Raw genomic sequence first — 14160 nt, forward strand, 5'->3', positions numbered from 1 at the left:
ATTATAGGGGACCAAATGGTCAGCACGACTTTGCGCGGCAAAACCGCGCTCGTTACCGGCTCGACTTCCGGCATCGGCCTGGGCATCGCGCGCAGCCTGGCAACGGAAGGTGCCAACATCATCTTGAACGGCTTTGGCGACGCGGGTGAAATCGCCAGGCTGCAGGAATCGCTGGCTGCCGAATTCGGGGTACAGGTAGGCTATCACGGCGCCGACATGAGCAAGCCGGCCGACATCGAAGCCATGATGACCTATGCCGCCGACAAGTTCGGCGGCGTCGACGTGCTGGTGAATAACGCCGGCATCCAGCACGTGGCCAATATCGAAGACTTCCCGGCCGAGCGCTGGGACGCGATCATCGCCATCAACCTGACCTCCGCCTTCCATACCACCCGCCTGGCGCTGCCGCACATGAAGGCGCGCAACTGGGGCCGCATCATCAACCTCGCTTCGGTGCACGGCCTGGTGGCTTCGGCCGGCAAGTCGGCCTATGTCGCCGCCAAGCATGGCCTGGTGGGCTTCACCAAGGCCACCGCGCTGGAAACCGCCAAGACCGGCATCACCTGCAACGCGATTTGCCCGGGCTGGGTATTGACGCCCCTGGTGCAAAAGCAGGTCGATGCGCGGGCCGAGAAAGAAGGCTTGTCCAACGAGGCTGCCAAAGCGGCACTGCTGGCAGAAAAACAGCCGTCCGGCGAATTCGTCACGCCCGACGAGCTGGGCGCGATGGCGGTCTTCCTGTGCTCGGCTGCGGCCCGGCAGATGCGCGGCGTGGCCTGGAATATGGATGGCGGCTGGGTCGCCCAGTAATCAGTCCTGCTGCGCCAGGTAGTTGTTCTTCAGGCGCATATAGTGCTCGGCCGAGTACTTGAAATGCGCGATCTCCTGTTCGGTCAGCTCGCGGATGCGCATCGCGGGCCGGCCGACATACAGCCCGCCGCTCTTCAGCACTTTTCCGGGCGCGACCAGGCTGCCCGCCCCCACCATCACATGCTTTTCGATCACCACGTCGTCCATGATGATCGCGCCCATGCCGATCAGGCATTCGTCGCCGATGGTGCAGCCATGTAGCAGCACCGAATGGGCGATCGTCACGTGCTTGCCGATCGTCAGGGCGGCGCCTTCAGGCTTGGCCGCCGAGCGGTGCGACACGTGGCACATGGCAAAGTCCTGCACATTGCTGCCTGCGCCGATCGTGATACGGTTGACGTCGCCGCGCAGCACGGCATTGCACCAGATCGAGGCATCGCGGCCAATGCTGACGTCGCCGATGATTTGCGCGGACGGGTGGACGAACACGCCGTCTGCCAGTTGGGGGAAGGTGTCGAGGTAGGATTGCAGGGTCATGCCAGGATTATATGGCTTGCGGCGCTGCGGCAGCCACCCGATTGTGGTTTTCCACAATGGGGATAGACACAATAGCGGCAAGACAACCCGTTTGCCATGATGGGGATATTCGGAGACAAACGAGGCCCCCTCATCATGGAAAAGAAACCCTTCTATAAAGTACTGTACGTTCAGGTACTGTTCGCCATTTTCTGCGGCGTCATGCTCGGCACCTACCTGCCGACCGACGCGGTAGCCATGAAACCGCTTGGCGACGGTTTCATCAAACTGATCAAAATGATCATTGCCCCGGTCATCTTCTGTACCGTGGTGAGCGGCATCGCCGGCATGCAGGACGTCAAGAAGATCGGCCGCGTCGGCGGCAAAGCCCTGATCTACTTCGAAATCGTTTCCACCTTCGCCCTGGTGATCGGCCTGGCCGTTGCCAACTTCATGCAGCCTGGCGCCGGCTTCAACGCCGACCCGCATACGCTGGACACCAAGTCGATCGCCCAGTACACGGAAAAAACCAAGGCACTGACCACCACCGACTTCCTGCTGAACATCATCCCTAACACGGTGTTCGACGCCTTTGCCAAGGGCGACATCCTGCAGGTGCTGCTGGTTGCCGTGCTGTTCGGCTTTGCGCTGTCCCTGCTGGGTGAGCGTGGCCGTCCGGTCACCAAGCTGATCGACGAGGTATCGCATGCCTTCTTCGGCATGGTCAACATCATCATGAAGGCCGCCCCGATCGGTGCCTTCGGCGCCATGGCTTTCACCATCGGCAAATACGGCATCGCTTCCCTGCTGCCGCTGGCCAAGCTGATGGGTTCGTTCTACCTGACCTGCTTCCTGTTCGTGTTCATCGTGCTCGGCCTGATCGCCAAGTACACCGGCTTCTCGATCTCACGCTTCATCTCCTACATCAAGGAAGAGCTGCTGATCGTGCTGGGCACCTCGTCCTCGGAAAGCGCCCTGCCTTCCCTGATGCGCAAGCTGGAAAAGCTGGGCGCCTCCAAGCCGGTGGTTGGCCTGGTGGTACCGACCGGTTACTCCTTCAACCTGGACGGCACCAATATCTACATGACCATGGCCGCCCTGTTCGTAGCGCAGGCCACCAACACCGACCTGACGCTGTGGCAGCAACTGACCATCCTGGGCGTTGCCATGCTGACCTCCAAAGGCGCCTCCGGCATCACCGGCGCCGGCTTCATCACCTTGGCCGCAACCCTGGCCGTGGTACCGAGCATCCCGGTGGCAGGCATGGCCCTGATCCTCGGCATCGACCGCTTCATGAGCGAATGCCGCGCCCTGACCAACTTCGTGGGCAACGGCGTGGCAACCCTGGTGGTCGCCAAGTGGGAAGGCGAACTGGACATGGACACCCTGCAGCGTGAACTGGCCAATCCATCCCCGCTGAATCCGCCAGTCCAGGCGGCGCCAAGCGAGGCACTGGCTGCTACCGCCGAGTAAGCCGCCCCTCCGCTAGCACTAAGACGGGCCCCATGCAAAGCTGCATGGGGCCCGTCTTTTTTTTGTGGCGCAAATGTAACGAAGAGTAGCGAGTTAAATGTTGACTCACAGAAACACGAAACCTAGAATAAACTCACTAATAATGCACATAACGGAAGCCAGGATGAAACTCCCCAGCCACCGTGGTTTTACCCTGATTGAAGTGATGATCACCGTCGCCATTGTCGGTATCCTCGCTGCAGTCGCCATTCCCAGCTATACGCGCCACGTGGTGCGCGGCAACCGGGCAGCTGCGCAGCAGCACCTGATCGACCTGGCCCAGCGCGAGCAGCAATTCCTCGCCGATGCGCGCGTCTACAAGGACTCGGTCAGCGGCCTGAACATGCAAACCCCGCCTTCCGTCTCCAAGTTCTACAGCATCGCCATCCAGACGGACAGCGGCCCGCCCCCCACGTTCAAGATCATTGCCACGCCTGTCGCCGGCACCAGCCAGGTAGACGATGGCGACATCAGCATCGACCAGGCCGGCGCCAAGCTGCCGGCCGACAAGTGGTGATGCCATGAAGCGCCAAACCGGCTTCGGCCTTGTGGAAACCATGGCGGTGGTGGCTGTGATCGCCATCCTGGCAGCGGTCGGCATGCCGGCCATGCAGGATTTCATCACCAACCAGCGCGTTAAAAGCACGTCCAGCGACTTGTTCACCAGCATTCTGCGGGCACGCAGCGAGGCCATCAAGCGCAATAAGGACGTGACGATCGCCCCGACCACCAACTGGAACACGGGCTGGACCATTCCAAGCCCGAACCCGGGCGAACCGGCCCTGGCCAGTTTTACGACGCGTTCGCAGATTACGGTCGCCGGACCGGCGGCCGGCGTGACCTTCAACCCTGCAGGCCGGGTCAAGGGTGATACCGACTTGCAGTTTTCGATTACGTCTTCCACTGGCAAAGCCAGCTGCATCAGGATCGACCTCGGCGGTCGCCCGAACGTGCAAGCCAAATCATGCTAAAAAACCACCAACACGGCGTCACCATGATCGAGGTCCTGGTCACCATCGTGATCCTGGCTTTTGGCCTGCTGGGCATTGCCGTCTTCCAGTCCAAGGCCAGCGTCGGTTCGATCGAATCCTACCAACGCGCCCAGGCGGTCATCCTGCTGGACGACATGACCGCCCGCGTGCAAGGCAACCCGAAGAACAGCGCGGCCTACGAATCCAGCAACATCGGCACCGGCGACGCGCAACCGGCCGATTGCAACGCCCTTGGCGCGGGCGCAGCACGCGACGTCTGCGAATGGAGCAACTCGCTGAAAGGTGCTGCGGAAAGCGATAGCAATACCAAGGTCGGCGCGATGATCGGCGCACGCGGCTGTATCTCCATGCTGCAGGTTGCCGACCCCTCGCCTGGCGTTTGCAAACCGGGCATCGTGCAGGTTGCAGTGGCCTGGCAGGGTTTGCACGCCACCCAGGCGCCATCCATGGATTGCGGCAAGAACCAGTTCGGCGACGAGACCTATCGCCGCCTGATTGCCGCCCAGGTCCTGATTCCTCAACTCGAATGCAAATGAGGAGCCCATTCATGCATACCCAGCGCCGTCGCGAGCCAGGCTTTACCGTCGTCGAGCTGATGGTGGCAGTCGCCATCGGCCTGTTGCTGCTCGCCGGCTTGTCGTCCCTGTTCACCAGCAATAGCGCTGCCCAGATGGAAATCGAACGCGCCAACCGCCAGGTGGAAAACGGGCGCTATGCCATGCAGCTGATGACCGGCGACTTGCGCAACGCCGGATATTATTCCGAGTACGACCCGATCGAACTGGCGGTACCGGCGGCACTGCCCGACCCTTGCGCCATCGACATGGCCACCCTGCGTGACGCCCTCGCCTTCGCGGTACAGGGCTATGACAACAGCAATGCGCTCGGTTGCCTGTCCGACGTCAAGGCCAACACCGACGTGGTGGTGGTACGCCATACCCACACCTGCGTGGTCGGCGCGGCCGATTGTGAAGACGCTAGCGCCGGCGGTCCGTTCTTCCAGGCCTCGCAATGCTCGAACCAGTACGAACTCGGCTCAAGCGACAAGACCAAGCACTACCAGATCTCCACGCTCAACAGCGGCTTCACCTTGCACCAGTACAACTGCACTGAAGTCAATGACAGCGGCACCCCGGCCGATGTGCGGCGGCTGCTGACCCATATCTACTTCGTTGCCAACAACAGCCTGGCGGGCGACGGCGTCCCTACCCTCAAGCGTGCCGAAGTGGTGAGCAAGAACGGGGTCATGTCGGTCCAGATTGTGCCGCTGGCCGAGGGAATCGAGAACATGCAGATAGAGTACGGCCTGGACAGTAACGAAGACGGCGTGGCCGACAGCTTCACCAGCAAGATCAATGATGCCGATTGGGGCAATGTGGTGTCGGTCAAGCTGCACCTGCTGGCGCGCACCCTCAGCCCGTCGCTCGGGCATACCGATACCAAGACTTATGTGCTCGGCGCGGACGACAAGGGCCAACCCAACGTCATTAACGCCAGCAACGATAAATTCAAACGCCACGTCTTCACCTCGCTGATCGGCCTGCCGAACGTGGCCGGAAGGAAATCCTGATGACACACCGCGCACTCCAGCGGCAAGGCGGCATGACCCTGGTGGTGGCCCTGGTCATGCTCGTGCTGATCACCTTGCTGGCGATGACCACCTTCAACCTGGGCAAATCGAGCATCCAGGTTGTCAACAATATGCAAAACCGCGATGAAGGGATCGCCGCCAGCCGCAGCGTGCTCGATGAAGCCATGTCCAGTACCCGCTTCTTCGATACGCCAAGCGACGCACTGAACCAGCCATGCCTCAACAGCAACCATCGCTGCTTCGACCTCAATGGCGACAAGGTGATCGATATCGTGACCGCCTTGAGCACGCCAAAATGCGTCAAGGTGCGCACCATCAAGTCGACCGAGCTCGACATCACCGGCAGTGAAGAGGACCGCGGCTGCAGCCTGGGTACGCCGGGCGATTTCGGCATCGTCGGCGGACAGGCCCAGAGGGGCAACTCGATGTGTGCCGATACCACCTGGGAAATGGCGGCCACCAGCCAGGACCAGCAAGTCCAATCCGAAGTCGTCATGGTACAGGGCGTTGCGATGCGCATCCCGACCGACAACGCGGACACCACATGCAAATAGAGAATAACTAGCCCGCTTTTTATTGAGAGCCAGCCATGCCAAAAAAGCTATTACTCACCGCAGCCGCCGGGCTCGGTGCATGCGCCACCCTCCTGTCGTTCCCTGCTGGCGCTGACGACATCGATATCTTCACCGGCGCCTCCGCCGGCACGTCGATCAACCCACGCATCCTGATCGTGCTGGACAACACGTCAAACTGGTCGCGCCAGGCGCAGAAATGGCCGGGTGGACTGACCCAGGGCCAGTCCGAGGTGCGCGCCATCAAGAGCGCGATTGCCGGCCTGGACGAGAAGGTCAACGTCGGCCTGTTCGAATTCGTCACCGACGGCAATGCCAACGACAACGGCGGCTTCGTGCGCTTCCAGGTGCAGCCAATGACGCCGTCGGCCAGGAACGCCTTCGGCAATCGCCTCGACACCATCGATACCGGCATTACCAGCCCGATCGAAAAGCGCAATTCGGGCACCATGTACGGCAACCTGATGTACGACGTGTACAACTACCTCGGCGGCCTGCCCGGCTACTCCGCAGCGAAAGGCGTGACGCCAGGCTCGATTGCCGACCCGGCCGGCTATGTCAGCAAATGGGTGCCGTTCAAGTCCCCGCTGACCGATGATGCAAGCTGCGCCAAGACCATTGTGATTTTCGTCACCAACCCGGACCAGAGCGGACCGACCAAGGACGATTCCGCCAACACCAGCCAGTTGCAGAGCCTGGGCGGCAATACCAAACAGCTCGGACTGCCGAACTTCTCGACCCAGACCGTCAAGAGCGTCACCAATATCGGCCAGACCTCGGTCTGCTACTCAAGCCAGAGCGCCGCTGCCGCCGAACTGAACATGGCGCCATGGCCCACCACCTGCGGCAACTACACCGACGGCTGCCAGATCGGTTCGGCATTGAACAACGGCAGCAAGGTGTGCCCGGTCGGCACCTCATCGTTTGCGATCAACGGCGTCAACAGCACGGTGACCAACGTACCGACGGGTGGCGAGAGCACCGACGCCAATCCCTGGAACTCGGACGAATGGGCGCGCTTCATGCACGACAAGGGCGTACCGATCCCGTCCAGCAGCATGAAGTCCAAGGTAACGTTCTACACCATCGACGTTTACAACGCCCAGCAGAATGTCGAGCACACCAAGCTGATGTTGAGCATGGCCAAGGCTGGCGGCGGCAAGTATTTCGCCGCCAAGAACCAGCAAGCGATCACCGATGCGCTGAACCAGATCCTGGGCGAAGTGCTGGCGGTGAACTCCACCTTTGCATCAACCTCGCTGCCGGTGAACTCCACCAACCGTTCGCAAAACCAGAACCAGGTCTTCATCGGCATGTTCCGTCCAGACCCGGATGCCAAGCCGCGCTGGTTCGGCAACCTGAAGCGCTACCAGCTGGTGATGGATGGCTCCGACGTCAAGCTGGGCGATGCCAACGGCCAGCTGGCGGTCAACGACAATACCGGCTTCATTACCGATTGCGCGCAAAGCTACTGGACTGTCGACAAAGGCGCCTACTGGGAGAAGCTCGGCATCAACCCCGACCCGGCCAGCGGCTGCCGCACCCTGGCGAAAGGCGTCTCGCCCTATTCCGATGCGCCCGACGGCCCCTCGGTTGAAAAAGGCGCGATGGCGCAAATGCTTCGCAACGGCAACGATCCCGGCAACGCCGGTACTCCCAGCTATGCGGTCAACCGCCGGCTGTACACCCGCACCGCCGGCGGCAGCACGCTGGTGGATTTCAACACCACCAATAGCGGCCTGCCGACCGACCTGGTCAACTTTATCAAGGGCGCCGACGTCACACAGGAGCGCGGTCCGGACAATCCGGCCACCACCACCCGTCCGTCGATCCATGGCGACGTGATCCATTCGCGCCCGCTGCCGCTGGCCTATGACGAGAACAATGTGTTCGTATTCTACGGCTCCAACGATGGCTTCTTCCGCGCTGTGGACGCCAGCAACGGCAAGGAACGCTGGGCCTTTATCGCGCCCGAATTCTTCAGCCGCCTGGGACGCCTGAAGGACCAGACGCCGCTGGTGAACTACCCGAACGTGGCAGGTCCCGGCGACGTCTCGGCCATCGGCAGCCCGAAAGACTATTTCTTCGACGGGTCGACCGGCGTGTTCCAGAACCAGCCGCTGACTGCCAGCGAGGCCAAGAAAATCTGGATCTACCCGACCATGCGCCGCGGCGGCCGCATGGTCTACGGCATGGATGTCACCGACATCGACAACCCGCGCCTGATGTGGTCGGTCGGTTGCCCGAACCTGGCCAACGACACCGGCTGCACCACCGGCTTTGAGGGCATCGGCCAGACCTGGTCAGTTCCAGGCGTCGCCTTCGTCAAAGGCTACTCGGCCACCCGCCCCCTGATCATGATGGGCGGCGGCTACGACAACTGCGAAGACGCCAACACTGGCGCACCGACCTGCGTGGCCGGCAAAGGCGGCTTCGTGTACATCATGGATGCCGAAAACGGATCCCTGCTGGCCAGCTTCAAGACCAAGCGCAGCGTGGTCGGCGATATTTCCATGGTCGACATCGACAATGACGGCATGCCCGACTATGCCTACGCCGCCGATATGGGCGGCAACATCTACCGCATCGACCTGATCGACGGCCCGACCACCCGGGGCGCCTTGGCCGCCAGTGCCTGGCGCATGTACCGCGTGGCCTACACCAACCAGGCCAGCAGCCCGCGCAAGTTCATGTTCGGCCCGGCCCTGCTGTTCACCAAGGGCTTCGTTTATGTCGCACTCGGCAGCGGTGATCGCGAGCACCCGTTGTCCTGGCAGTACCCCTATGACTCGACCGCCAACCGCTTCTACGTGGCACTGGACAACCTGGCCACCAAGCCGGAGACGGACGAAGCTGGCCTGAACATGGATACCAGCCTGACCGACAGCACCTCGCCGACCGATTGCAACGCGCCGAACGTGCTGCCGAACGGCAGCAGCCGCGGCTGGTTCATGGGCTTGCAAAAAGGGGAGCAGGTAGTGACTTCCTCCCTGATCGTGGGCGGCACCGTGATGTTCAGTACCAACCGACCGATCGTCGGCAACGCCGCCAGCTGCTCGACCGCACTGGGCGAAGCGCGCGGCTACGTCGTCAACCTGTTCAATGCGTCCGGCGCCATCAGCGCCGACGGCTTCTGCGGCGGCAATCGCTCTTCCTCCTTTGCCGGCGGCGGCTTGCCGCCTTCCCCGGTGATGGCCAGCGGCGTGCAGGTGCGCGGCGAACCGGGCAGCCCGTCCCGCCGCGTCTCGGTCGTGATCGGCTCCGGCTACACCCCGTCCGCGATTAACTCGGCCACGGTGAAGCCGAAGATCAGTTCGGTTCGGAAACGTAAATACACTTACGTCAAGGGCCAGTAAATAAAGACGGAACCACGCCATGCCCTAAGGCTACATGCTTAAAAGTCGGGGTCAGCTCTGGCAACCGGACATTTTGCTGCGCAAAATGTCCGGTTGCCAGAGCTGACCCCGACTTTTTTACTGCTAGCCTGGCGTGGGAATCAGGCGAACGACAGCTCCACGCCGGAGGCGGCGGCGATTTCTTCGCGGCTTACGCCGGGGGCCAGTTCGGTCACCTTGATGCCGGTCGGGGTCACTTCCATTACGCCCAGGTCGGTGATGATCATGTCGACCACGCCGACGCCGGTCAGCGGCAGGTCGCATTTCTTCAGCAGCTTGTGCGAGACCGAGCCATCCTTGGCGGTGGCGACGTGCTCCATCAGCACCACCACTTTCTTGACGCCGGCCACCAGGTCCATCGCGCCGCCCATGCCCTTCACCATTTTGCCGGGGATCATCCAGTTGGCCAGGTCGCCCTTTTCCGATACCTGCATCGCGCCCAGGATCGCCAGGTTGATCTTGCCGCCGCGGATCATGGCGAACGAATCGGCGGAGCTGAAGTACGCCGCGCCCGGCAGTGCGGTCACGGTTTGCTTGCCGGCGTTGATCAGGTCGGCATCCACTTCGCTTTCGGTCGGGAACGGGCCGATGCCCAGCAGGCCGTTTTCCGATTGCAGGAACACTTCGATATTCTGCGGCACGTAGTTGGCCACCAGGGTCGGCAGGCCGATGCCCAGGTTTACATAGAAGCCGTCCTGCAGCTCTTTCGCCGCCCGCGCGGCCATTTCATCACGGGTCCATGCCATGTTGTGTTCTCCTTAGTTGGCACGCACGGTGCGTTGTTCGATGCGTTTTTCCGGGCTGGCGTTCAGCACGATGCGGTGCACGTAGATGCCAGGCAGGTGCACGGCGTCCGGGTCGATGGCGCCGATTTCGACGATTTCTTCCACTTCCACCACGCAGACTTTGCCGGCGGAAGCCACGTTCGGGTTGAAGTTGCGCGAGGTCTTGCGGAACACCAGGTTGCCCGATTTGTCGGCCTTCCAGGCTTTAACCAGGGATACGTCGGCCACCAGCGAGCGCTCCATGACGTACTGTTCGCCGTCGAATTCGCGGATCTCCTTGCCGTCGGCGACGATGGTGCCGACGCCGGTCTTGGTGAAGAAGGCAGGGATGCCGGCGCCGCCGGCGCGCAGCTTTTCAGCCAGGGTGCCTTGCGGGGTGAATTCCAGCTCCAGCTCGCCTGCCAGGAACTGGCGTGCGAACTCCTTGTTCTCGCCCACGTAGGACGAGATCATCTTCTTGATCTGGCGGGTTTCCAGCAACTGGCCCAGGCCGAAGCCGTCCACGCCGGCGTTGTTGGAGATCGCGGTCAGGCCGGTGGCGCCGCTATCGCGCAGGGCGGCGATCAGCGCTTCCGGGATGCCGCACAGGCCGAAACCGCCGACCGCGATGGTTTGGCCGTCGGCCACGATGCCGGCCAGGGCGGCCTTGGCATCCGGGTAAATCTTGTTCATTATGTCTCCTTGTTCAAATGGCCAGAAGGCGATTGAGGATAGAATACGCCCGCTCAAACATCAATACCGTAGAAATACCGCAATGCCGATCAATTACGAGTCCATCTTCCAATTCGCCCCGGTAGGCATGTGCGTGTCGGACAAGCGCGTGATCCAGGCCGGCAACGATGCGTTGGCGGCCATGTTCGGTTACAGTGCGGGGGAATTGGATGGGCAGTCGTTCCAGGTCTTGTACCCGACGCAGGATGAATACCAGCGTACCGGGGACCGCATCATCCCGATCATGAACGCCAAGGGGCGCTATTCGGATGAACGCATCATGCGCCGTGCCGGTGGTGAATTGTTCTGGTGCCATGTGACCGGACGCGCGCTCGATGCGGCGCAGCCGCTGGGCGCCGGCATCTGGACGTTTGAAGATGTGTCGGAACAGCGGCCGGTGTCGGCCGCCCTCACCCCGCGCGAACGGGAAATCGCGGCCTTGCTGGTGGAAGGCAAGACCAGCAAGATGATTGCGCGCGATGCGGGGTTGTCGCCGCGGACGGTGGAGATGCATCGGGCTTCGCTGATGCGCAAATTTGGGGCTTCGACGGCGACCGAGCTGGTGCACAAGCTGGCTGGGGCGCGCTAACCAGCCATCATCCCATCGTCTGCGGAAATGATCGCGCCATTGATGAAGTGCGCCTCGTCGCCCGCCAGCAGCAGCAGCAACCCATCCAGGTCCTCCGGCTTGCCGGCGCGCTTGCGCGGCAGCATGTCGATCAGGCGCTTGCCCTGGTCGCTGGCGAAGTAATCTTCATTGATCTCGGTCTCGATGTAGCCGGGGCAGATCGCGTTGGTGTTGATGCCATACTTGCCCCACTCCACCGCCATCGCCTTGGTCATCTGCACCACGCCTGCCTTGCTCATGCAATACACGCCGATCTGCGGCAGCACGCGCAAGCCGGCCACCGAAGCGATATTGATAATGCGGTGCTGCTTGCGCGGATCGCCCTTGGCGCGCGCAATCATGCGCTTGGCCGTTTCCTGTGCCACGAAAAAGGCGCCGCGCAGGTTGCAGTCCATGACAAAGTCATAATCTTCCGGCGACACGTCAAGCAAACGTTGCGTCATTGATACACCGGAATTATTGACCAGGATGTCGATCGGACCCGCCTCGGTTTCGGCATGGGCGATGGCGGATTTGATGCTTGCGTAATCGGTCACGTCCAGCGTCACCACATGGGCGGCACCGCCATCAGCTTCGATTTCGGCACGCAGTTCTTTCAGGCGTTCGATGCGGCGCGAGGCCAGCACCACCTGGCATCCGGCCTTGGCCAGCACCTTGGCGAAACGGGCGCCAAGCCCGCTGGAGGCGCCTGTGATCAGGGCGATTTTGCCCTCAAAATTAACTTCGATCCCCACCGGCTACTCCTTATGATTCCGTTCCGCCATGATGACACAAAAAACCTCCTTATTAGATTGCCACGTCTAATATTAGCCCTCACAATGGCGCCACCGTTGCAATACCAAGGAAAAAAGAGCACACTCGTTCTATTTCCAGCACCACATTTTCCATCATTCTTATAAAAACACCATGAGCAACCTTGTAGAACAGTACGGCCCACGCGAGGCAATGGAGTACGACGTTGTGATCGTTGGCGGCGGCCCTGCTGGCCTGGCGGCAGCGATCAAGATCAAACAGCTGAACGCGGATACCTCCGTCGTCGTGCTGGAAAAAGGCGGCGAGCTCGGCGCCCACATCCTGTCCGGCGCCGTGATGGACCCGAAAGCCCTGACCGAACTGATCCCTAACTGGAAAGAACTGGGCGCTCCGCTGAACACCGAAGTCACCGAAGACCGCGTGCTGTTCCTGACCGAGAGCAAGGCTTTCAAGACCCCGAATTTCATGCTGCCGAAGTGTTTCGAGAACCACGGCAACTATGTTATTTCGCTGGGCAATGTGGTGCGCTGGCTCGGCCAGCAGGCTGAGGCACTGGGCGTGGAAATCTTCCCTGGCTTTACCGGCGCCGAGATCCTATACCACGACGACGGCTCGGTGAAGGGCGTTGCCACCGGCAATATGGGCGTCAAGCGCGACGGCGAAGCCGGCCCCGACTTCCAGCTCGGCATGGAACTGCACGGCAAGTACACCCTGTTTGCCGAAGGTGCGCGTGGCCACCTGGGCAAGCAGTTGATGGCCAAATATGACCTGAACAAGGGCAAGGATCCCCAGTCGTACGGCATCGGCATCAAGGAATTGTGGGAAATCGATCCGGCCAAGCACCAGCCGGGCCTGGTGATCCACACCACCGGCTGGCCGCTGGATAGCAAGACCTACGGCGGCTCCTTCCTGTACCACCTGGAAAACAACCAGGTGATGATCGGCTACGTCGTCGGCCTGGATTACGAGAATCCATACCTGTCGCCGTACGAAGAATTCCAGCGCTACAAAACCCACCCGGAAATCCGCACCTTCCTCGAAGGCGGCAAGCGGATCTCCTATGGCGCCCGCGCGATTACCGCCGGCGGCCTGCAATCGCTGCCGAAGCTGGTGTTCCCGGGCGGCGCGCTGATCGGTTGCGACGCCGGTTTCCTGAACATGAGCCGCATCAAGGGTTCGCACGCTGCAATCAAGTCCGGCATGCTGGCCGCCGACGCTGTCGTGGCAGCGCTGGGTGCCGGCCGTTCCGCCGATGAGCTGGCAGCCTACCCGACCGCCTTCGAACAGTCCTGGCTGCACGAAGAGCTGCACGTGGCGCGTAATGTCAAGCCATGGCTGAAGAAAGGCCTGTACCTGGGCTCCCTGATGACCGGCATCGACCAGATCGTATTCCGCGGCAAAGCGCCTTGGACCCTGCACCATTCGACACCGGACCATGCCTGCCTGCGTCCGGCGTCGGAATTCACCCCGATCAGCTATCCCAAGCCGGATGGCAAGCTGACCTTCGACCGCCTGTCGTCGGTATTCATCTCGAATACCAACCACGCCGAAGACCAGCCTATCCACCTGACGCTGAAAGACAATGCGGTCCCGGTGAATGTCAACCTTGCCAAGTTTGCCGGTCCGGAATCGCGCTACTGCCCGGCTGGCGTGTACGAATTCGTGAAAACCGACGAAGGCCAGGACCGCCTGCAGATCAACGCGCAGAATTGCGTGCATTGCAAGACTTGCGATATCAAGGACCCGACCCAGAATATCGTCTGGATCACGCCAGAGGGCGGCGGCGGGCCGAACTATCCGAACATGTAATAGCAAAGGGGGCTTCGGCCCCCTTTTTCATGGTCACCCTGGCAAGGCCCAAAAAAAATCGAAAAAATTTCCACTCGGCATTTAAT

14 protein-coding genes are annotated in these 14160 nt (G+C 61.4%); 10 read left to right on the forward strand and 4 right to left on the reverse strand.

Annotation, left to right across the window (positions count from 1 at the left end):
* The first annotated feature begins 15 nt into the window (after positions 1-15).
* Positions 16-810, forward strand: coding sequence for a 3-hydroxybutyrate dehydrogenase (locus BM269_RS07470; protein ID WP_090436391.1), 795 nt, complete (start codon positions 16-18; stop codon positions 808-810).
* Here BM269_RS07470 and BM269_RS07475 read toward each other — a convergent pair whose 3' ends face one another.
* The gene (locus BM269_RS07475) at positions 811-1347 is read right to left on the reverse strand and encodes a gamma carbonic anhydrase family protein (protein ID WP_090436615.1); all 537 of its coding nucleotides are present in this window, start codon (positions 1345-1347) and stop codon (positions 811-813) included.
* Positions 1348-1482: 135 nt separating this feature from the next.
* Between BM269_RS07475 and BM269_RS07480 the strand changes: the two genes are divergently transcribed.
* The 7 genes from BM269_RS07480 (at position 1483) to BM269_RS07510 (ending at position 9349) form a co-directional block, all read left to right on the forward strand.
* A complete protein-coding gene (locus BM269_RS07480; RefSeq protein ID WP_090436392.1) occupies positions 1483-2799 on the forward strand; it encodes a dicarboxylate/amino acid:cation symporter in 1317 nt (438 codons plus the stop codon).
* 163 nt (positions 2800-2962) lie between these two features.
* On the forward strand, positions 2963-3355 hold the full coding sequence (locus BM269_RS07485) for a type IV pilin protein (RefSeq protein WP_170860310.1): 393 nt from the start codon (positions 2963-2965) through the stop codon (positions 3353-3355).
* A 4-nt stretch (positions 3356-3359) separates the two neighbouring features.
* Entirely contained in the window at positions 3360-3809 is a 450-nt protein-coding gene (locus tag BM269_RS07490) for a GspH/FimT family pseudopilin (RefSeq protein WP_170860311.1), read from the forward strand.
* Entirely contained in the window at positions 3803-4366 is a 564-nt protein-coding gene (locus tag BM269_RS07495; RefSeq protein WP_090436395.1) for a type IV pilus modification PilV family protein, read from the forward strand. Before BM269_RS07490 ends, BM269_RS07495 begins: the two co-directional genes overlap by 7 nt.
* An 11-nt stretch (positions 4367-4377) precedes the next feature.
* Positions 4378-5400: a PilW family protein gene (locus BM269_RS07500; protein WP_170860312.1), complete on the forward strand. Its 1023-nt coding sequence runs from the start codon at positions 4378-4380 to the stop codon at positions 5398-5400.
* Positions 5400-5975, forward strand: coding sequence for a hypothetical protein (locus BM269_RS07505; protein WP_090436396.1), 576 nt, complete (start codon positions 5400-5402; stop codon positions 5973-5975). Before BM269_RS07500 ends, BM269_RS07505 begins: the two co-directional genes overlap by 1 nt.
* A 35-nt stretch (positions 5976-6010) precedes the next feature.
* Entirely contained in the window at positions 6011-9349 is a 3339-nt protein-coding gene (locus BM269_RS07510; protein ID WP_090436397.1) for a pilus assembly protein, read from the forward strand.
* Positions 9350-9489: 140 nt separating this feature from the next.
* On the opposite strand, the gene BM269_RS07515 is transcribed toward BM269_RS07510, so the two are convergent.
* Positions 9490-10134: a CoA transferase subunit B gene (locus BM269_RS07515; protein ID WP_090436398.1), complete on the reverse strand. Its 645-nt coding sequence runs from the start codon at positions 10132-10134 to the stop codon at positions 9490-9492.
* A 12-nt stretch (positions 10135-10146) separates the two neighbouring features.
* Positions 10147-10845, reverse strand: coding sequence for a CoA transferase subunit A (locus BM269_RS07520; RefSeq protein WP_090436399.1), 699 nt, complete (start codon positions 10843-10845; stop codon positions 10147-10149).
* Between the two features lie 82 nt (positions 10846-10927).
* Here BM269_RS07520 and BM269_RS07525 point away from each other — a divergent pair, with 82 nt between their 5' ends.
* The gene (locus tag BM269_RS07525) at positions 10928-11473 is read left to right on the forward strand and encodes a PAS and helix-turn-helix domain-containing protein (RefSeq protein WP_090436400.1); all 546 of its coding nucleotides are present in this window, start codon (positions 10928-10930) and stop codon (positions 11471-11473) included.
* On the opposite strand, the gene BM269_RS07530 is transcribed toward BM269_RS07525, so the two are convergent.
* Positions 11470-12246 (reverse strand): SDR family oxidoreductase, encoded by a 777-nt coding sequence (locus BM269_RS07530; RefSeq protein WP_090436401.1) that lies wholly within the window; start codon positions 12244-12246, stop codon positions 11470-11472. The two genes, BM269_RS07525 and BM269_RS07530, sit on opposite strands and share 4 nt — an antisense overlap.
* 211 nt (positions 12247-12457) lie before the next feature.
* Here BM269_RS07530 and BM269_RS07535 point away from each other — a divergent pair, with 211 nt between their 5' ends.
* Positions 12458-14074 carry an electron transfer flavoprotein-ubiquinone oxidoreductase gene (locus tag BM269_RS07535; protein ID WP_090436402.1) on the forward strand — a complete coding sequence of 539 codons (1617 nt, stop codon included), beginning with the start codon at positions 12458-12460 and terminating at the stop codon, positions 14072-14074.
* The last annotated feature ends 86 nt before the right edge of the window (positions 14075-14160 follow it).

The organism is Duganella sp. CF458 (assembly GCF_900113115.1).
Classification (GTDB): domain Bacteria; phylum Pseudomonadota; class Gammaproteobacteria; order Burkholderiales; family Burkholderiaceae_D; genus Rugamonas.

Excerpts from the sequence above, each read along its gene's own strand:
- BM269_RS07470 (WP_090436391.1), top strand. The coding sequence starts at position 16 with ATGGTCAGCACGACTTTGCGCGGCAAAACCGCGCTCGTTACCGGCTCG.
- BM269_RS07475 (WP_090436615.1), bottom strand. The coding sequence starts at position 1,347 with ATGACCCTGCAATCCTACCTCGACACCTTCCCCCAACTGGCAGACGGC.
- BM269_RS07480 (WP_090436392.1), top strand. The coding sequence starts at position 1,483 with ATGGAAAAGAAACCCTTCTATAAAGTACTGTACGTTCAGGTACTGTTC.
- BM269_RS07485 (WP_170860310.1), top strand. The coding sequence starts at position 2,963 with ATGAAACTCCCCAGCCACCGTGGTTTTACCCTGATTGAAGTGATGATC.
- BM269_RS07490 (WP_170860311.1), top strand. The coding sequence starts at position 3,360 with ATGAAGCGCCAAACCGGCTTCGGCCTTGTGGAAACCATGGCGGTGGTG.
- BM269_RS07495 (WP_090436395.1), top strand. The coding sequence starts at position 3,803 with ATGCTAAAAAACCACCAACACGGCGTCACCATGATCGAGGTCCTGGTC.
- BM269_RS07500 (WP_170860312.1), top strand. The coding sequence starts at position 4,378 with ATGCATACCCAGCGCCGTCGCGAGCCAGGCTTTACCGTCGTCGAGCTG.
- BM269_RS07505 (WP_090436396.1), top strand. The coding sequence starts at position 5,400 with ATGACACACCGCGCACTCCAGCGGCAAGGCGGCATGACCCTGGTGGTG.
- BM269_RS07510 (WP_090436397.1), top strand. The coding sequence starts at position 6,011 with ATGCCAAAAAAGCTATTACTCACCGCAGCCGCCGGGCTCGGTGCATGC.
- BM269_RS07515 (WP_090436398.1), bottom strand. The coding sequence starts at position 10,134 with ATGGCATGGACCCGTGATGAAATGGCCGCGCGGGCGGCGAAAGAGCTG.
- BM269_RS07520 (WP_090436399.1), bottom strand. The coding sequence starts at position 10,845 with ATGAACAAGATTTACCCGGATGCCAAGGCCGCCCTGGCCGGCATCGTG.
- BM269_RS07525 (WP_090436400.1), top strand. The coding sequence starts at position 10,928 with ATGCCGATCAATTACGAGTCCATCTTCCAATTCGCCCCGGTAGGCATG.
- BM269_RS07535 (WP_090436402.1), top strand. The coding sequence starts at position 12,458 with ATGGAGTACGACGTTGTGATCGTTGGCGGCGGCCCTGCTGGCCTGGCG.